Origin of the sequence: Mesorhizobium sp. B1-1-7, assembly GCF_006442705.1 — a bacterium.
GTDB lineage: Bacteria > Pseudomonadota > Alphaproteobacteria > Rhizobiales > Rhizobiaceae > Mesorhizobium > Mesorhizobium opportunistum.
The window spans coordinates 1-18,321 of record NZ_VFWQ01000008.1 but is presented as its reverse complement, the minus strand read 5'-3'; the positions used below and the strand labels follow the sequence as shown (position 1 = coordinate 18,321).

Annotated in this window: 19 protein-coding genes and 1 pseudogene; 4 read left to right on the top strand and 16 right to left on the bottom strand. The window is 63.1% G+C overall.

What is annotated here, in order from left to right; all coding sequences use genetic code 11:
• Window positions 1-179: 179 nt before the first annotated feature.
• The 14 genes from FJ978_RS14865 to FJ978_RS14795 all read right to left on the bottom strand — a co-directional run bounded on the left by FJ978_RS14865 (window position 180) and on the right by FJ978_RS14795 (window position 13,427).
• Window positions 180-806 carry a sarcosine oxidase subunit gamma family protein gene (locus tag FJ978_RS14865; RefSeq protein ID WP_013896788.1) on the bottom strand — a complete coding sequence of 209 codons (627 nt, stop codon included), beginning with the start codon at window positions 804-806 and terminating at the stop codon, window positions 180-182.
• Window positions 799-3,780 (bottom strand): sarcosine oxidase subunit alpha, encoded by a 2,982-nt coding sequence (locus FJ978_RS14860; RefSeq protein WP_140572709.1) that lies wholly within the window; start codon window positions 3,778-3,780, stop codon window positions 799-801. The genes FJ978_RS14865 and FJ978_RS14860 overlap by 8 nt, the downstream gene beginning before the upstream one ends.
• 238 nt (window positions 3,781-4,018) lie before the next feature.
• Window positions 4,019-4,294: a sarcosine oxidase subunit delta gene (locus FJ978_RS14850; RefSeq protein WP_013896785.1), complete on the bottom strand. Its 276-nt coding sequence runs from the start codon at window positions 4,292-4,294 to the stop codon at window positions 4,019-4,021.
• Window positions 4,295-4,304: 10 nt separating this feature from the next.
• On the bottom strand, window positions 4,305-5,558 hold the full coding sequence (locus FJ978_RS14845) for a sarcosine oxidase subunit beta family protein (RefSeq protein ID WP_013896784.1): 1,254 nt from the start codon (window positions 5,556-5,558) through the stop codon (window positions 4,305-4,307).
• A gap of 93 nt (window positions 5,559-5,651) precedes the next feature.
• On the bottom strand, window positions 5,652-6,959 hold the full coding sequence (gene glnT, locus FJ978_RS14840) for a type III glutamate--ammonia ligase (RefSeq protein ID WP_013896783.1): 1,308 nt from the start codon (window positions 6,957-6,959) through the stop codon (window positions 5,652-5,654).
• 61 nt (window positions 6,960-7,020) lie between these two features.
• The gene (locus FJ978_RS14835; RefSeq protein ID WP_010914750.1) at window positions 7,021-8,349 is read right to left on the bottom strand and encodes a glutamate synthase-related protein; all 1,329 of its coding nucleotides are present in this window, start codon (window positions 8,347-8,349) and stop codon (window positions 7,021-7,023) included.
• A 6-nt stretch (window positions 8,350-8,355) separates the two neighbouring features.
• Entirely contained in the window at window positions 8,356-9,087 is a 732-nt protein-coding gene (locus FJ978_RS14830; RefSeq protein ID WP_013896782.1) for a GXGXG domain-containing protein, read from the bottom strand.
• A gap of 4 nt (window positions 9,088-9,091) precedes the next feature.
• Window positions 9,092-9,988 (bottom strand): glutamine amidotransferase family protein, encoded by an 897-nt coding sequence (locus FJ978_RS14825; RefSeq protein WP_013896781.1) that lies wholly within the window; start codon window positions 9,986-9,988, stop codon window positions 9,092-9,094.
• An 85-nt stretch (window positions 9,989-10,073) separates the two neighbouring features.
• Window positions 10,074-10,403, bottom strand: a complete 330-nt coding sequence (locus FJ978_RS14820) for a hypothetical protein (RefSeq protein WP_013896780.1) — start codon at window positions 10,401-10,403, stop codon at window positions 10,074-10,076.
• The gene (locus FJ978_RS14815) at window positions 10,400-11,089 is read right to left on the bottom strand and encodes a hypothetical protein (RefSeq protein ID WP_013896779.1); all 690 of its coding nucleotides are present in this window, start codon (window positions 11,087-11,089) and stop codon (window positions 10,400-10,402) included. Before FJ978_RS14815 ends, FJ978_RS14820 begins: the two co-directional genes overlap by 4 nt.
• Before the next feature lie 45 nt (window positions 11,090-11,134).
• Window positions 11,135-12,541, bottom strand: coding sequence for an APC family permease (locus FJ978_RS14810; RefSeq protein WP_013896778.1), 1,407 nt, complete (start codon window positions 12,539-12,541; stop codon window positions 11,135-11,137).
• A 14-nt stretch (window positions 12,542-12,555) separates the two neighbouring features.
• Complete coding sequence (locus tag FJ978_RS14805; RefSeq protein ID WP_013896777.1) at window positions 12,556-12,717, bottom strand: hypothetical protein; 162 nt, start codon at window positions 12,715-12,717, stop codon at window positions 12,556-12,558.
• Between the two features lie 33 nt (window positions 12,718-12,750).
• Window positions 12,751-13,128 (bottom strand): hypothetical protein, encoded by a 378-nt coding sequence (locus FJ978_RS14800; protein WP_013896776.1) that lies wholly within the window; start codon window positions 13,126-13,128, stop codon window positions 12,751-12,753.
• Window positions 13,129-13,139: 11 nt separating this feature from the next.
• Entirely contained in the window at window positions 13,140-13,427 is a 288-nt protein-coding gene (locus FJ978_RS14795) for a hypothetical protein (protein ID WP_023777959.1), read from the bottom strand.
• 285 nt (window positions 13,428-13,712) lie between these two features.
• Between FJ978_RS14795 and FJ978_RS14790 the strand changes: the two genes are divergently transcribed.
• From FJ978_RS14790 to FJ978_RS14775, 4 genes are read left to right on the top strand one after another with little or no spacing between them, the layout of a single operon-like run.
• Complete coding sequence (locus tag FJ978_RS14790; RefSeq protein ID WP_013896774.1) at window positions 13,713-14,846, top strand: aminomethyltransferase family protein; 1,134 nt, start codon at window positions 13,713-13,715, stop codon at window positions 14,844-14,846.
• Window positions 14,847-14,887: 41 nt separating this feature from the next.
• Window positions 14,888-15,484, top strand: a complete 597-nt coding sequence (locus FJ978_RS14785; protein ID WP_023777957.1) for a dimethylamine monooxygenase subunit DmmA family protein — start codon at window positions 14,888-14,890, stop codon at window positions 15,482-15,484.
• Complete coding sequence (locus FJ978_RS14780; RefSeq protein ID WP_140572708.1) at window positions 15,481-16,446, top strand: PDR/VanB family oxidoreductase; 966 nt, start codon at window positions 15,481-15,483, stop codon at window positions 16,444-16,446. Before FJ978_RS14785 ends, FJ978_RS14780 begins: the two co-directional genes overlap by 4 nt.
• A gap of 9 nt (window positions 16,447-16,455) precedes the next feature.
• Entirely contained in the window at window positions 16,456-17,496 is a 1,041-nt protein-coding gene (locus FJ978_RS14775; protein ID WP_140572707.1) for a DUF3445 domain-containing protein, read from the top strand.
• Between the two features lie 122 nt (window positions 17,497-17,618).
• Here FJ978_RS14775 and FJ978_RS14770 read toward each other — a convergent pair.
• Window positions 17,619-17,989: pseudogene (locus tag FJ978_RS14770) on the bottom strand (endonuclease domain-containing protein).
• 39 nt (window positions 17,990-18,028) lie between these two features.
• On the bottom strand, window positions 18,029-18,253 hold the full coding sequence (locus tag FJ978_RS32825) for a hypothetical protein (RefSeq protein WP_181176726.1): 225 nt from the start codon (window positions 18,251-18,253) through the stop codon (window positions 18,029-18,031).
• Between the last annotated feature and the right edge of the window lie 68 nt (window positions 18,254-18,321).

Sequence of the window (18,321 nt, the reverse complement as noted above, 5' to 3'; positions counted from 1 at the left end):
GCTGACGTAAAGCTCCCCCTTCTCCCCCTGCGGGAGAAGGTGTCGCCGAAGGCGACGGATGAGGGGTGTTCCAGCGGAGTGAGGCGTTGGCGTTCCCTGCAGCACCCTCATCCGTCTCGGCGCTATCGCGCCGATCCACCTTCTCCCACAGGGGGAGAAGGAAGAGCCGCTCACAAACGCTACACCAGTTCCTCTGAATGTTTGATCGCCACGCCATATTCCGCAGCCGAATCCAGCATGGTGTGCCACAAGCTCTCGGCAAACGTCGCGAACACCAGAACGTTGAACACCGCCAGCCCGTCCGCCCGGTCTGCGCCGCGCCAAAGCGTGACGCTGGTGTGGTCCATCAAGGTCGCGGCTGCCGCGCTAACTGGGAACGCGGTTGGGTATAAATCGATCGACGAAAGTTTCGCCAGCATCATCCGCGCCTTGTCCCCAGAAATGCTGATCAACACCCGCGCATGCGATTGCTCCGACAACGAGGCGGAGCCGGAGAATGCCGGTGCCAGCATCTGCGTCGTGTGCTTGCCGCCCTTTGACAGAACGAAGAACTGGTCCGGTCCCGACCAGATTAGCGTGGCGTCCGAGGCCTGGACAACCGTTGGCGCAGTCGGGGCCGCGACGCCAAAATGGGCCTTCGCATCCTTCGCCAGCTCCGCCGCCTTGCCGCGCCGCGCCATCACCTGGACCAAGTCGAAATTGCGGATCTCGGTCAGCGACACGCCGGCTTCGCCCTTCACGCCATACGGCCCGGCAACAAGCGCATGCTCCAGCGGGCTGCGGACCTCCCAGGAAAACTCAACCACGCTGGCGCCCTCCATCCGGATCGTAGAAGACGGGATTGCAGAGTTCGACATCATAGTCCTCGCCGCGCAGCGGGTCATGTGCATGGACGATCTCGCCGATGCGTTCGCGGCCGCGTTCGACCAGGCCGAGCCCGATCCACTGGTCCAGTGTTGGCGAGAAGCAGACCGAAGTAACATAGCCCTGGTCGTTGCCGGGGCCCGGTGTCTGCCCATTCGGGATGATATGCGCGCCGGAGCGCAGCCGGCGTGCCTTGTCGGTCGGCTTGATGCCGACCACGACCTGCCGGTCCGGCGCCACCAGCGCCTCGCGGCCGGCCATCACCCGGCCGATGAAATCCTTCTTGGTCGACATCATCTTGCCCAAGCCAAGATCGGCCGCGGTCGTCGTGCCGCTCAGCTCCGGTCCGGCGACATGGCCCTTTTCGACACGCATCACGCCAAGCGCTTCGGTGCCGTAAGGCGTGACGCCGAACGGCGCGCCGGCCAGCATCAGATTGCGCGCCATGGCCTCGCCAAAGCGCGCCGGCACGGAGATCTCGAATGCCATCTCGCCCGAGAAGGAGATGCGGAACAGCCGCGCCTTGATGCCGCCGCGCAAGCGGACTTCGCGCGCGCCCATGAACGGAAAACCATCGTTGGAAAGGTCTTCGGCGGGGTCGACGATTTCCCTGAGCAGGTCTCGCGTCTTCGGTCCGGCAATCGAGAACTGCGCCCATTGGTCGGACACCGACGTCAACTGGACGTCGAGTTCGGGAAACAGCACCTGTCGGCAGAATTCGAGATGCTGCATCACCAGCCCGGCCTTGGCCGTGGTTGTCGTCAGGAAATAGTGGTCCTCAGCCAGCCGCGACGTGGTACCGTCGTCATAGACGATGCCGTCCTCGCGCAGCATCAGCCCGTAGCGCGCCTTGCCGACTGCGAGGTTGGAGAAGGTGTTGATGTAGACGCGGTCGAGGAAGGCGCCGGCATCCGGGCCATGCACGTCGATCTTGCCGAGCGTCGAGACATCGCAGAAGCCGACGCCCGAGCGCACGGCCTTGACCTCGCGGGTCACCGATTCCAGCCAGTCCTTCTCGCCGGCGCGGGGATACCATTGCGCGCGCTTCCAGAGGCCGGTGTCGACGAAGATGGCGCCCTGTTCGGCGGCCCAGTGATGCGACGGCGTCAGCCGCGTCGCGTGGAAAGTCTCGTCACGGTGATGGCCAGCGAAGGCGCCGATGGCGACGGGCACGTAAGGCGGCCTGTAGATCGTCGTGCCGGTCTCGGGAATGGATCGGCCGCTCACCGCTGCCATAATGGCAAGGCCGGCGACGTTGGAGGTCTTGCCCTGGTCGGTCGCCATGCCGAGCGTGGTGTAGCGCTTCAGGTGCTCGACAGATTCGAACCCTTCGCGCTGGGCGAGTTCGATGTCTGAGGCCGTGACATCGTGCTGCTGGTCGACAAACGCCTTGCCCTTGCCGTTAACGTGCCAGAGCGGTGTCAGCGAGAAAGCCTCGTCGTCGCCGATCGGCGCGTAGCCTGGCTTGCCGCTGCGCCCGGCGTCGAGCGCGGCTGTTGCACCAGCGGCGAACCCTTCTGCCAGGCAGGCCCCGAGCCCGAAGGCGCCGGCAGCGGCGCCAGCGGCGACCATGCCGGGAGGCGCGCCATCGGGTACGAAGGCAGCAATGTCATCGCGCCATTTCGGCCGGCCGCGATGATAGGAGGTCAGCCCGACCGCCGGGTTCCAGCCGCCGGAAACAGCGAGCCCGTCCGCCTCGACCTCGGCGCGCGCGCCGCCGGTCAGCGACACCGCGATTTTCCGCACGCCATCCTTGCCGCCGTCGATGCCGCTGACGGCGCCATGCAGCACCGGGAAGCCGCCCTTGGATGCCAACGAACGGTGGGCCGGAGATACATCGGCCCGCGCGTCGATCACCGCCGCGATCTGCAGTCCGGCGCCGAGAGCCGCCTCGACCGTGCGCCAGCCATCCTCATTGTTGGTGAACAGCGCGATGCGCTTTGCCGGTGCTGCCGCGTAGCGCGTGACATAGGTCCGCATCGCGGAGGCCATCATCACGCCCGGCGTGTCATTGCCGGCAAAGACGATCGGCCGTTCGATGGCGCCTGCGGCGACGACACAGCGCTTGGCCACGATCCGCCACAAGCGCTGGCGCACCTCATGCTGCGGCGGCGAGGGCAGATGATCGTTGACCCGCTCGATCGCGCCATAGGTGCCGCCGTCATAGACGCCGAACGGTGTCGTGCGGGTCATGATGCGGACGTCGGGCATGTCGGCCAATTCCGCCAGCGTCTTCGACAGCCACTCGGCCGCCGGCATGCCATCGATCGTGCCGCCATCCGACAGCAGGCGGCCGCCAGGGACGAAATCCTCTTCGCACAGGATGACGCGGGCACCAGCGCGGCCGGCAGCCAGTGCCGCCGCCAGGCCGGTCGGGCCGGAACCGGCGATCAGCACGTCGCAATGCGCCCAGGCCTTGTCGTAGTGGTCGGGATCGGCAATGCCGGCGGCGCGTCCAAGGCCGGCGGCGCGGCGGATCGCTGGCTCGTAGATCGCTTCCCAGAACTTGGCCGGCCACATGAAGGTCTTGTAGTAGAAGCCGGCGACGAAGATCGGCGCGAACAATTGGTTCACCGACATCACATCATGGCGCAGCGACGGCCAGCGGTTCTGGCTGGCGGCCTCGAGCCCTTCATAGAGCTCGGCCGTCGTTGCCTTGGTGTTCGGTTCGCGGCGTGCGCCGGTGCGCAGTTCGACCAGTGCGTTGGGCTCTTCCGAACCTGCAGTCAGGATGCCGCGCGGGCGGTGATATTTGAACGAGCGGCCGACCAGCTTGACGCCATTGGCGACCAGCGCCGAGGCCAGCGTGTCGCCCTGGAAGCCGGAAAAGCTCTTCCCGTCGAAGCGAAAATGCAGCGACGCCGAGCGGTCGATGAGGCCGCCGGATGCGAGGCGATGGGCTTGAGAGGTCACGATGTTCAGCCTCTCATCGATTTGATGTCATGGCGAAGGCCAGCGCTGCCCCTCATCACCCTGCCGGGCACTTCTCCCCGTATAGGGACGGGGAGAAGGGGGCTGGCCGCTATGCCGGCTCCCTTCTTGTAACGCCGGTGATTGGCGAAAGCATTGGCGAGAGCGCCCCTCTCCCCGTCCCTATACGGGGAGAGGATGCCGGCAGGCAGGTGAGGGGCAGCACTGAAGTGGCGAGAATAGCTCATTTCCCAACCTGCCTCGCACCAACACCCGCCGTCGGCTCCACGGCCGAAATCTCGTGCGTCAGCGTGTTGCGGGTGATCTTCAGCCAGGCCCGGCAGCCACCGCCGTGGTACCAGTGTTCGCTGGTATCACCGGCGATGTTGTCACGCAGATAGACGTAGTCGAAGACCTCGTCTTCCGAAGCGCCGGCCGCTGGGCGCACCGGCTTGGCATCGCCGAGATAAGTGAACTCGCCGAGTTCGCGTTCACCGCAGAAGGGACAGACAATACGCATGTGACCGTTCTCAGTGAAGGTTCGGTTGGGCGCCCTGGCCCTTTTCGTCTATCACGGCACCGGTCCGGAACCGGTCGAGGCGGAACCGTGCCGCCTCCTTGTGGGATTCTTCGCGAGCCAGGAGGTGCGCAAAGACGAAGCCCGAGCCGGGCGTCGCCTTGAAGCCGCCATAGCACCAGCCTGCATTGAGATAGAGCCCGTCCACCGGCGTCTTGTCGATGATCGGCGAACCGTCCATCGACATGTCCATGATGCCGCCCCACTGGCGCAGCAGGCGCACGCGGCCGATCATCGGCATCAGCGCCATGCCGCCCTCGCAGACATCCTCCATGACCGGCAGGTTGCCGCGCTGGGCGTAGGAATTATAGCCATCGATGTCGCCGCCGAAGACCAGCCCGCCCTTGTCCGACTGGCTGACATAGAAATGGCCGGCGCCGAAGGTCATGACACCCGGGATGAGCGGCTTGATCGCCTCGGAGACGAAGGCCTGCAGCACATGGCTTTCGATCGGCAGGCGCAAGCCGGCCATCGCCGCGACGCGCGAGGAGGAACCAGCCACCGCCATGCCGACCTTGCCGGCGCCAATCTTGCCGCGCGAGGTCTCGACGCCGGTCACCTTGCCGTTGGCGTCACGGACGAAGCCTGTCACCTCGCAGTTCTGGATGATATCGACGCCGAGCGCGCTTGCCGCATGGGCATAGCCCCAGACCACGGCGTCGTGCCGTGCCGTGCCGCCGCGCCGCTGCAGCAATCCGCCCTGCACGGGAAAACGCGCATTGTCGTAATTCAGGAACGGGATCATCTTCTTGACCGCGGCGAGGTCGAGCAGTTCGGCATCGATACCGTTGATGCGCATGGTGTTGCCGCGCCGCGCATAGGCGTCGCGCTGTGCGTCGGAATGGTAGAGGTTGATGACGCCGCGCTGGCTGACCATCGTGTTGTAGTTGAGGTCCTGCTCCATCCGCTCCCACAGCTTCATCGACAATTCGTAGAAGCCGGTATTCCCGGGCAGGCCGTAATTGGAGCGGATGATGGTGGTGTTGCGGCCGGCATTGCCGGAGCCGATCCACCCCTTTTCGAGCACGGCGACATTCCTGATGCCGTATTCGCTGGCAAGGAACCATGCGGTCGCAAGGCCATGGCCGCCGCCGCCGATGATCACCACGTCGTAGCGATCCTTCGGCGTGGCATCGCGCCATGTGCGCTGCCAGTTCTTGTGGCCGGAGAGGGCGGCGCGGGCGAGCGAGAAGATCGAGTATTTCATTGCGTCATTCCAAGGCCGCTCGCCCTACGCCGGATTCTTTTTGACGCATCGGATTTACCCGAAAACCGCTTCACACTTTTCGGTCCGATGCTTCTAGATATCCAGCGTGTGGTCGCGCTCCCATTGCGTGAAGTGCGAAGCATAGGAATTCCATTCCTGATGCTTCAGCTTTAGGTATGCCGACGAAAATTCCTCACCCAGCGCCGCCTTGAGCGATTTGTCGTTGTCGAACTCGCGCAGCGCGTCGAGCAGGTTGAGCGGCAGCTTCGGTGCGTCCGTGACGGTATGGCCGAGCTGGTACATGTCGATGTCGTAGCGTTTGCCCGGATCGGCCTTGGAGCGGATGCCGTCGAGACCGGCGGCGATGATGACGGCTTGCAGCAAATAGGGGTTGGCCGCGCCGTCGGGCAGGCGCAGTTCGAAGCGGCCGGGTCCCGGCACGCGCACCATGTGGGTGCGGTTGTTGCCGGTCCAGGTCACCGTGTTCGGCGCCCAGGTCGCGCCCGAGATGGTGCGCGGCGCGTTGATGCGCTTGTAGGAATTGACCGTCGGATTGGTGATCGCGGCAAGCGCCGAGGCGTGCTTCATGATGCCGCCGAGGAAGTTTTTGCCCTTGGCCGACAGGCCGAGTTCCATCGAATTGTCGGCGAACACATTGGTCTTGCCGGTCTCGTCCCACACCGAGATATGTGCATGGCAGCCATTGCCGGTCAGCCCCTGGAAGGGCTTTGGCATGAAGGTCGCGCGCAGGCCGTGCTTTTCCGCGATCGACTTGACCATGAACTTGAAGAAGGAGTGCTTGTCGGCGGTCGCCAGCGCATCGTCGAAGGCCCAATTCATCTCGAACTGGCCGTTGGCATCCTCGTGATCGTTCTGGTAGGCGCCCCAGCCGAGCGCCAGCATGTGATCGCAGATCTCGGCAATGACATCATAGCGCCGCATCACCGCTTGCTGGTCGTAGCAGGGTTTTGACGCGGTATCGTATTCGTCGGAAATCGTTTTACCGTCGGGCGAGATCAGGAAGAACTCGGCCTCGACGCCGGTCTTCACATGCATGCCGTCGCTGGCGGCCTCGGCGATCAATCGCTTCAGTGTGTTGCGCGGCGCCTGGTCGACCTGCTTGTCGTCCATGATGCAGTTGGCGGCGACCCAGGCGACTTCGGGCTTCCACGGCAGCTGGATCACCGAGGCGGGATCGGGAACCGCCAGCATGTCGGGATGCGCCGGCGTCAGGTCGAGCCATGTGGCGAACCCGGCAAAGCCGGCGCCATCCTTCTGCATGTCGGCGATTGCCTGCGCCGGCACCAGCTTGGCGCGCTGCCCACTGAACAGGTCAGTGTAGGAAATCATGAAATATTTGACGTTTTTCGCCCTTGCGAATTCTGCAAGATCAGCTGTCACGGAAGTTCCCCATTTTGTCGATTGTTGGCCCTAGAGCATAGGGCCTTCGGCCCTTCGTTGATTAGAAGCCGTTCTTCCCCGGTATCCAGTTGGTGCCGGCCAGCGGCACGCCGGCCATGGCGGCTGCCTCGATCGTCAGTGCAACGAGGTCCTCGGGTTCGAGATTGTGCAGGCTGTTCTTGCCGCAGGCGCGGGCGATGGTCTGGGCCTCGAGCGTCATCACCTTGAGGTAGTTCGCCAGCCGACGGCCGGCGGCCACCGGATCGACCCGCTTCATCAGTTCCGGGTCCTGCGTGGTGATGCCGGCCGGGTCGCGACCCTCATGCCAGTCGTCATAGGCGCCGGCCGTCGTGCCGAGTTCGTTGTACTCCGCCTCCCAGCGCGGATCATTGTCGCCGAGCGCGACAAGCGCTGCCGTGCCGATCGAGACCGCATCGACGCCCAATGCGAGCGCCTTGGCGACATCGGCGCCGTTGCGGATGCCGCCCGAGACGATCAGCTGCACCTTGCGGTGCATGCCGAGATCCTGCAGCGCCTGTACCGCCGGCCTGATGCAGGCAAGCGTCGGCTGGCCGACATTTTCGATGAACACTTCCTGGGTTGCCGCGGTGCCGCCCTGCATGCCGTCGACCACGACGACATCGGCGCCGGCCTTCACCGCAAGCGCTGTATCGTAATAGGGCCGGGCGCCGCCGACCTTGACGTAGATCGGTTTTTCCCAGTCGGTGATTTCGCGCAATTCCAGGATCTTGATCTCGAGATCGTCCGGGCCCGTCCAGTCGGGGTGGCGCGAGGCCGAACGCTGGTCGATGCCTTTGGGCAGCGTGCGCATCTCGGCGACGCGATCGGAAATCTTCTGGCCAAGCAGCATGCCGCCGCCGCCCGGCTTGGCGCCTTGGCCGACCACGACTTCGATCGCGTCGGCGCGACGCAGGTCGCGCAGGTTCATGCCGTAACGCGACGGCAGATATTGATAGACCAGCTGCTTGGAATGGCCGCGCTCCTCCTCGGTCATGCCGCCGTCGCCGGTCGTGGTCGAGGTGCCGGACAGTGTTGCGCCGCGCCCGAGCGCCTCCTTGGCTGGACCCGACAGCGAGCCGAAGCTCATGCCGGCGATGGTGATCGGGATTTTCAGTTCGATCGGCTTCTTGGCATGACGCGAACCCAGCACCACGCTGGTGTCGCAGCGTTCGCGATAGCCTTCGAGCGGATAGCGCGAGATCGAGGCGCCAAGGAACAGGAGATCGTCGAAATGCGGCAGCTTGCGCTTGGCGCCGGCGCCACGGATGTCATAGATGCCGGTCGCCGCGGCGCGGCGGATTTCGGAAAGCGTGTAGTCGTCGAAGGTCGCGGATTTGCGCGGCGTCGTCGGCGGGTTGCGATAGGTCATGCTGCCTCAATACGCGTCGGCGTTGTCGATATTGAAATTGTAGAGGGTGCGCGCCGAGCCATAGCGCTTGAACTCAGACGGCTTGACGCCGGTGATGCCGGCGCGGTCGAGCAGCCCCTGCAGCAATTGCAGATGTTCGGGCCGCATCTCCTTGGCGATGCAGTCGGCGCCCAGGCTGCCGACGTTGCCGCGCACGAACAGGCGCGCCTCGTAGATGGAATCGCCCAGCGCGTCGCCGGCATCGCCCAGCACCACCAGATTGCCTGATTGTGCCATGAAGGCCGACATGTGGCCGATATTGCCATGCACGACGATGTCGATGCCCTTCATCGAGATGCCGCAGCGCGACGAGGCGTTGCCCTCGATGACCAGCAGGCCACCCTTGCCGGTGGCGCCGGCATACTGGCTGGCATCGCCCTTGATGGTGATCGAGCCCGACATCATGTTCTCGCCGACGCCGGGGCCGGCCGAGCCATGCACGGTGATGGCGCTGCCGGAGTTCATACCGCCGCAATAGTAGCCGACGCTGCCGCGCACATCGATGGTGACAGGCTGATCGACGCCGACGGCGACGGAATGGCTGCCTTTCGGGTTCAACACTTCCCAGGCGGTCTCGTTCGAGCCGGGAGCCAGATTGTGCAGCGCCTGGTTGAGCTCGCGCAGCGACATCTGGTCGAGGTCGAACACCCGAGAGGCGTGGTCGCTCGCCGCCGTCTTTGAAAGGTTAATTGCCGGCATGAATTCAATGCTCCCAGAAATAGACGGTTGCGGGTTCCGGTTCCCAGACCCTCGCATTGTCTATGCCGGGCAGTTTGGTCAGCGCGCGATATTCCGAACCGAAGGCGACATACTGGTCGGTCTCGGCCATCACGGCGGGCTTGCAGGCGATCGGATCGCGTACCACGCCAAAGCCGTTCTTGGTGCCGACGACGAAGGTGAAGAAGCCGTCGAGGTCGGAGAGCGTGCCCTCCAGCGCCTCGCCCAGGTTCTTGCCATGCGCCATCTGCGATGAGAGATAGGCGGCCGCCACCTCGGTATCGTTCTCGGTCTCGAATTTCATGCCTTCGCGGATCAGCTCGCGGCGGACATTGTTGTGGTTGGACAGCGAGCCATTGTGCACCAGGCACTGGTCGGCGCCGGTCGAGAATGGGTGCGCGCCCATCGTCGTCACCGCCGATTCCGTCGCCATGCGGGTGTGGCCGATGCCATGCGTGCCGGTCATCTTGCGGACGTCGAAGCGGTCGACGACCGCTTCCGGCAGGCCGACTTCCTTGTAGATCTCGACGACGTCGCCGGCGCCCATGATGCGAATATCGGGACGCAGGGCCTGGATGGCCTCGCGTGCTTGGTCGATCTTGGCGGGCTCGGTCCTGACGACGGCGTGAGTCGATTTCACGGCGATTTTCACCGGCGCGCCGATAGCCTTGGCAAGGTCGGCTTCAAGGCCGCGGAAATCGTGTTCCGGCTTGGCTGACTGGATGGTGATCTTGGCCTCGTTGCCTGACGGCGCGCCATAGATTGCAATGCCTGCGCTGTCGGGGCCGCGATCACTGAGCGAGACCAGCATTTCCGACAGCATGGCGCCGAGCTTCGGCTCCAGCGCCTTGTCCTTCAAGAAAAGTCCGACGATTCCGCACATGTCAGCCTCCCGACGTTTGTGGCTCCGAAATGATGTATCGAATGAATGTCCTAAATTCAATCGTATGAAAAAAATTTTCCTCTAGTTACATATGCGGCGCAATGCCGCCTTGTGGGTCATCGCCTCTGTCGCGGGTCTTGTGAACCCAAAGCGCATGGCGGACCCGGGCGAGCTTGTAGGCGTCGAGGATGGACAGCGCGTAGATCAGGACACCGCCGGCATGGCGGCCGATGAAGCTGGCGTCGGGCGGCGCGATCTTGGCGGTCACCCACGCCAGGATCACCATGAAGAAGAGAAACTGCAGGCCACGCACCGGCACGCCGAGAATGACATGTCCACTTGCCGGCAACAGGATTGCGGCGCCGAGAACAAGGTAGGGATTGGTCGGGGCGGAAATGGTGGTGGAGTCGGTCATGCGGCCTGCCGTTCATGTCTGTTGATGGCATCGCGAAGCGCCGACATCGACACCAGCAGCCTTTCGATCAGCGCCGGATCGAGTGCCGTGCCGCCAAATTCGGCTTGCCGGAAAACACCGTAACGGGCCCGCTCGGCCTCGGCCAGCAGCCAGACGATGCGCACCCCGTTCGGCGTGATCAGCAATTCCTTGGCGCGTCCTTCGGTGAAGATCTCGATATGGCTGGCGATGAGGCTCTGCGGAAAACGCGCGCCTCTCTTGTCGGTGCGCAGGATTGCCTCGGCTGGAAATCCAGGAGCCTTGGGCAGCGTATGCTCGAGGTGATCGAAATTGGAGAACGTCGTCGGCGAGCCCGGCCGCATCATCATGTCGAAAATGGCTGGAACCGCGACCATTTCTGTGAGCGAGACGCTGAGCCAGCGCGCCGGCAGCTTTCTTGTCGCCAGCGTATCGACAATGGTGCGCAGCTGAACGCGCTGGCCGTTCCACGAGCCTTCCCAGGTGATGACGCCGACGGTGCCGTCCGAGACATTGGCCGCGTCGGCAATGACGGCGCGAACGCGGGCCTCTTCGCCGGCGAGCGTCGCTAAATCTCTCTTGCGGCTGCGGCGCGCCAGCCACGCAAGGTGAAGGACGAGAGCCAGGACAATTACCCCGGCGAGCAGTGCTGACGTCACCTCGGACATGTTGTCATGCCAGGTCCGCCCGGGATCCGGACGGACCTTCTCCCATCAATAGCCCTGCGGTTTTGGCCACGGCATGGTGAACTGTTCGCCGCGCCGCACGAATTTGTAGCGGTAGAAATGGAACCACAGCGAGATCAGGAAGTAGAAGGCGACCATGGCGATCAGCTGCGAGCCGAAGCCGAGGAAGATGGCGAAGAAGGTCACCACGCACAGGCAGAACAGCACGATCGCCGGCAGCGGATGGAAGGGGTGGGTGTAGCCGCGGCGGATCGAGCCAAGCGGCCACTTCTTGCGGAACATCATGATGTTGATGCTCATGAAAGTGTATTGCAGCACGCCCGACAGGATCGAGAAGGTGATCGCCTGGTTGAGGTCGGCGATGAAGGCGAAGGCCAGCGCGATCGGCAGCAGGAACAGGATCGAACGGTAGGGTGTACGGTATTTCGGATGCACGGCCGAGAACCAGCTCGGCAGATAGCGGTCGCGGCCAAGCGAGAACCACGCGCGCGCTGCGTCATTGATGCAGCCATTAGCCGATGCCAGCGCGGCAAGCAGCGTGGCGACGAACAACAGATTTTCCAGCAGCGGGCTGCCGGTCAGCTTGCCCGCGTCCCATAGCGGGTAATAGGTGATGCCGAGATATTCCCAAGGCATCAGCGAGGCGCAGACATACCAGGTCATGGCGGCCGCGATCAGAAGCGTGATCATGCCGGCCATCGTTCCGTAGGGCAGCGAGCGGGCTGGCGAGCGCACTTCCTCGGCGGCCTGCGTCGTGCCTTCGATGCCGAGATAATACCAGATGCCGAACTGGAAGGCGGCGATGACGCCGATCCAGCCATAGGGCAGCGCATTGCCGGGCGTGACCAGCTCGTTGAGCTTCAGCACCGCCCCTTGAGTCCACGGGCTGACCGAGAAGAAAAGGATGACGATCGAGATATAGGCGATCGCGGTGATGACGAAATTGACGTTGAGCGTCATCAGCACGCCGCGGTAGTTCAGCCATGCCAGCACCACGATGGTGGCGGCGATGAAGGAATTGTGGGTGAGCCCTTCGACGCCGGCCTTGGCGACGATGGTGTCGCCAAGCAGGATGGCATCGGACACTTCCAGCATCGTATAGGCAAAGACCAGGAACAGCGCGACGTTGAAGGCCATCAGCGGTCCGACGATGTGCTTGGCCTGCGCATACTGGCCGCCGGCGGCGGCGACCGTCGACGTCACCTCGGAATCGATCATGGCGACCGAGGTGTAGAGCAGCCCGACCACCCAGCAGACGATCAAGGCTGCCAGCGCGCCGCCCTTGTCGGCGGAGAAGTTCCAGCCGGTGAATTCGCCGACCAGGACGATGCCGACGCCGAGCGCCCAGACATGGGCCGGGCCGAGTACCCTCAGCAGCGATACCCGGTCGCCGTGAATGGTGGTGGTGATGGTATTCTCAACCGCGGCGGTCATCGATCAATCCCCACTCAGATACGGTGTTTTTCGGAGACGGCTTCAAGCTCGCCTTCGCGCGACGAGGTCAGAACGTCCTCGGAGTAGGTCGTATCGACCTTGAACCAGTCGTAAAGCATCCACAGCGCGAGCACGATCGAGATGCCCCAGCATGCGTAAGAGAGTGCCACCCACATGATCGTGCCCCCGATTGCTCGTCGTCGAAACTTTTATTTGTCGTCGAACTTCTCGTTGATGACATCGCGATATTCGCGGTCGGATGCCCGGAACAAGAACACGAAATAGCCGATCAGGACCGCTGCCATGACGATCAGCGTCGGCCAGTCGATGATGTAGTGAAAGCGGTTCTGGATGATGTCGTGCGCGGTCTCCGGCGTATAGCCGAGCTTTTCCCAGATTGAAGCCATGGTCGGATTCTGGCCGAGCGCTTCCCATGTCTTGGCGTCGAGCGCGTCGATGGATTTCGCGGCACCGGCAAGGCCGAGCTTCAGCGGCAGCCACAAGGCCACGAAGATAGCGACCACAACGACAGCGATATCGAAGACTTGCCCGGCCTTGCTCTGCTCCGGCGGCGTGTAGCGCGGCATGTTCTTGATCCTCAGGAGTTGCTGTTGCGGGCCGCGTCGGCGTTCTTGATGTCGAGCCCGTAGATGAATTCCTTGTCTTCCTTGTAGTGTTTGACCATCGCCAGGATGGCGGCGGTGTTGAAGATCAGCACGGCGGCGGCGGCAATCGCGACGACGGCCTTGATGCCGCCATGCGGAATGTATGGCCAGGTCATGAAGAGGACGAAGAGGATCGTCGCCCATAGGCAGATGATCAGCAGCGCGGATCCGCGCAAGTCGGAACGATACAGCGCCTCGATGCGCTGTTGCAGGTCTGACATCGGTTTTCCCCTTTTTCCGGCGAACGGTCTCGAACCCTCCGCGCACCGCTCTCTTTCAAGAGAGTGAAATTTTTTTCATAAATTCAGGCCGATTTCGGCAATTGTCAAGACCAATTTACGCAGAGTTAACCGTTTGGTTGAGGCGATCGATTTTGCCTGACAATGAAATTATTTGCATTCAGGGGATTGCGGCTCTCCCGCGTTTGCGGTCAATATTCAACCCAAAGCTCCGGCCTCCGCGCTAAGGAGCAGGGAACAATGGATTTTTGAACGGAGGACGAGCGGATGACGGCATCCTGGAGATTTTCGACCCTGGCGGATCGCCATCGCGCGCTGGGTTCGAAGCTCGAAGACTGGAGCGGCATGGGGACCGCCTGGACCTACGACAAGGACGCCGACGAGGAATACATCGCCATCCGCACCAAGGCTGGGCTGATGGATGTGTCGGGCCTCAAGAAGGTCCACATCACCGGGCCGCACGCCTCGCATCTTATCGATCTTGCCACCACGCGCGATGTCGAAAAGATCTATCCCGGCAAATCGGCCTATGCCTGCATGCTGAACGAGGCGGGAAAGTTTACCGACGACTGCATCCTCTACCGTACCGGTCCGAACGCCTGGATGGTGGTGCACGGCTCGGGCACCGGCCATGAGGAATTGCAGCGCGCCGCGATGGGCAGGGACGTGTCGCTGCGCTTCGACGACAATCTGCATGATCTGTCGCTGCAGGGGCCGGCCGCGGTCGACTATCTCGCCAAGCATGTTCCGGGCATCCGCGATCTCAACTACTTCCATCACATGCAGACGCAGCTGTTCGGTTTTCCGGTGATGATTTCCCGCACCGGCTACACCGGCGAGCGCGGCTACGAGATCTTCTGCCGTGGCCAGGATGCCGGCACGATCTGGGACAGGATCCTCGAGGAGGGCAAGAGCGCCGGCATCATTCCCTGCCGCTTCACCACGCTCGACATGCTGCGGGTCGAAAGTTATCTGCTCTTCTACCCCTACGACAATTCGCAAAAATATCCGTTCGAGAACGAGGGCCCCGGCGATACGCTGTGGGAACTCGGCCTCGACTTTACCGTCAGCCCCGGCAAAACCGGTTTTCGCGGCGCCGAGGAGCACTATCGCCTGAAGGGCAGGGAGCGCTTCAAGATCTATGGCGTGCTGCTCGACGGCAAGGAGCCGGCGGACGAGGGCGCGCCGGTCTATCGCGACGGCAAAAAGGTCGGTGTGGTGACATGCGCCATGTATTCGCCGCTGGTCGAGAAATCGATGGGCATCGCCCGGCTCGACGTCGACTGCGCCGTCAAGGACACCAGGCTCGAGATCCGCAACAAGAGCGGATCGATCAAGGCGACGGCGCAGCCATTGCCGTTCGATGATCCCAAGAAGACCAAGCGCACGGCGAAAGGCTGAGGCACAATCAACAGCGAGGGGTTCGAGGCACGAAGACGTAAATGGCAGCCAAAAGCATCATCAGCCGGCCGGTCTACGGAACGCTTTCTCCGCAGCCCGGCAAACACCATCTTTTCATCGCTGATGCCGAAGGTGCGCTCGCTATTTCAGACATGGCCGCAAGAGCCCCGGCCGGGTTTTTCGACGATGCCGAGATCGTCTTCATCCCCGGTCCCGATGGCAAGCATGTCGCCGCCCTCGAGGCGCTGAAGCCGGCGCAGTTTCACCAGGCGCCGTCCTTCGCCAGCCTGCTGCCGAGGCTCAGGCATACCTTGGCCAACGCCCATATGGGCCTGCGCCTCTACCTCGCCGGCACCGAAGGCCTGATCGGCCAAGCCATGCAGGTGGCGCTGGAAGCCGGCATCGACCACACCTCGATGCAAACAGAACATCGCGGCTCGCTGGCACGGCGCATGCAGTGCGTCCATTGCAAGGGCATCACCGAGAATGTGACGACGCAGCCCGCCACCTGCGCGCATTGCGGCCTGCTGCTTCTGGTGCGCGATCACTATTCCCGGCGCCTCGCCGCCTTCCAGGGCGTCTGCATCAATGCCGAGGACCGCAGTGAAATTCCTCCGATAGAGGAGGCCTTCCCATGAGCACCGGCACCACCAAGCTCGATGTCGTCGTCAGCGATGTCGTCCCGGTCAACGACCTCGTCACCCGTTTTCATTTCCGCCGGCGCGACGGTGAATTGCTGCCGACCTTCTCCGGCGGCGCCCATGTCGTGGTCGAGATGCGCGATGGCGAGCGCACAAGGCTCAATCCCTATTCGCTGATGGGCTCGCCGCTCGACACACGCGAGTACACGATCTCGGTGCGCCGCGACGATGTCGGGCGTGGCGGCTCGCTGTTCATGCATCGCAATGTCAGGCCGGGCCTGGAGATGGTGATCAGCTATCCCGTCAACCTGTTCTCGCTCGACCTTCGGGCGAAGAAACATCTGATGCTGGCCGGCGGCATCGGCATCACGCCGTTCATGGCGCAGACCGCGCAGCTGGCGGGGCAGGGCGGCAATTTCGAACTGCACTACACCTGCCGCACCGCCTCGCTCGGCACCTATGCCGATGTCCTGCGGCAGCGCTACGGTCGCAGGGTCCAGCTCTATCACGACGACCGCGAGGAGCGCATCGATCTCGACCGGCTCTTGTCTTCGCAGCCGCTTGGCACGCATCTCTACGTCTGTGGCCCGGCCGGCATGATAAACTGGGTGCGCGACCGCGCGGCAAGCCTGGGCTGGCCCTCGGAGACCGTGCATTTCGAGCATTTCGCGGCACCCCAGCCCGGCTTGCCCTTCGATGTGACTCTGGCCGTCAGCGGCAAGGCGATCCGGGTCGGCGAGCAGCAGAGCCTCTTGGAAGCAATCGAGGCGGCCGGTGTCGATCCGCCCTATCTCTGCCGCGGCGGCGTCTGCGGCCAGTGCGAAACCAATGTCATCTCGTACGACGGCAAGTTCATCCACAACGACCACTGGCTGAGCGAGGAAGACCACCGTTCCGGCTGCAAGATCATGCCGTGCGTGTCGCGCTTCGAGGGCAAATCGCTGGTCCTGGAAAGATAGGAGGCGAAGATGGGCATCACCTTTCGCAAGGAAACGTTCCGCGACGACTTCACCTTCAAGAACAGCCCCGAGCACATCAGGCGGTTCCCATTTCCGTTCCACGAAGACAGCTACATGTACGCAGTCAACATCGAGCCGCATGTCGTGGGTCCGAAGGGCAGCGTGCTGGAGAACCTGATCGACGTCGACGAGCACTATGTCGCCGAGATGCAGGACCGCGCCTTGGTGCTGGCCGAGGATCCGCTGCGCTGCCAATCGCTGCCGCACATGACGCTGGCCGGCTGGGACCTGCTGGAACTCCTGATGGAGCAGCAGGCGCTGGGCTATCCCGAACATTTCACGCTGACCCGCGACGGCGACCGCTGGCGCTGGATCAACCGGCCGCTCGGCATCGACGACACCTTCACCTTCGGCGACACCTCGACGCTGCCTTACGGGCCGATGGAATACATCACCCGCCAGAGCCAGGGCGATTTCTGCATCCTCGACCAGCGCGATGGCAACCTTTGGATGGATGCCGGCATGGTCACCACCCAGGCCGATTGGTCGCTCGACTTCGACATCGGCATGAACTTCTTCGAGTGGCACGCGCCGGTGCCGCTGGCACACGAGAAAGGGATTTTCGTCAGGGCGCTGAAGTTCCTCACCAACATCCAGCAGGGCAAGCCGGCAAGGCGGCTGAACTGGACGATGACCATCAATCCGCGCCTCGACACCAGCCCTGAAAATTATCACAAATGGGGTCCGGACCGGGCGACGGTGACGCCGGAGAATGTAGGCGACAAGGTGCATCTGCGCGTGGAATTGCAGAGCTTCTGGCGCCTGCCACGCTCGAACGGCATCGTCTTCCCGATCCGCTGCTATTTGATCAAGATGGACGAGTTGGCGACGCAGCCGAAATGGGCACGCCGCCTGCACCGCGTCATCCGCGACCTGCCCGATGAGCTGGCCAACTACAAGGGCCTGACGCGGTATAGGCCGACGCTGGTGGAGTGGCTGTCGAAGCTTGATGATGGCAGCCCGACGAGCCCGGGGTTTGGGCCGGATTGAATAACTGATGTCGGCGCTGCCCCAAAGCAGCCAATCTCCCCCCAAGAGGGGGAGATGCCCGGCAGGGCAGAGGGGGGCGCCGTAGAGCGCCGGCCCTGCCCAATGTCCCGCTTCCGCGATGCTCACGGCGCGTCGCTTAGCCCAGCCACAATCACGACGTGCTGGCAGACATTGTCGATATCGCGAATGACATCGTCGTTCCAGAAGCGCAGGACCGTCCAGCCAAGCGCTTCAAACTTGGCGGTTCTTGCAGCGTCCGATTCCGACGTTTCCGCCTGGCCATGCTGGGACCCATCAAGCTCGATGATCAGCTTTTTATCCGGGCATGCAAAATCGCGATATGGCCAGCGATAGGCATCTGGCGCCGAAACCCCAGTCCCATCAGCCTGTGTGCCCTGATCGCATTCCAAAGCTTGAGTTCGGCATCGGTCATCACCTTGCGCATCCTGCGTGCATTGCGGCGATTGTTGGCGGACACCAGATCATGCGTCATCGCGGTTCGCCCCCCTCTGTCCTGCCGGACATCTCCCCCTCAAGGGGGGAGATCGAATGTCACTTCGGCCTTCGCCAACCGCCAATGCTGCAAAAGAGACCGTCGCGAGCCGCCGATCCTCCCGGGACCATGGGAAGATCGAGCTTCGCTCAACCCGCGCTGTTCTGTGGATAACAAATAATCGACAGATACCGCATCGGTCATCACCTTGCGCATCCTGCGTGCATTGCGGCGATTGTTGGCGGACACCAGATTATGCGTCATCGCGGTTCGCCCCCCTCTGTCCTGCCGGACATCTCCCCCTCAAGGGGGGAGATCGAATGTCACTTCGG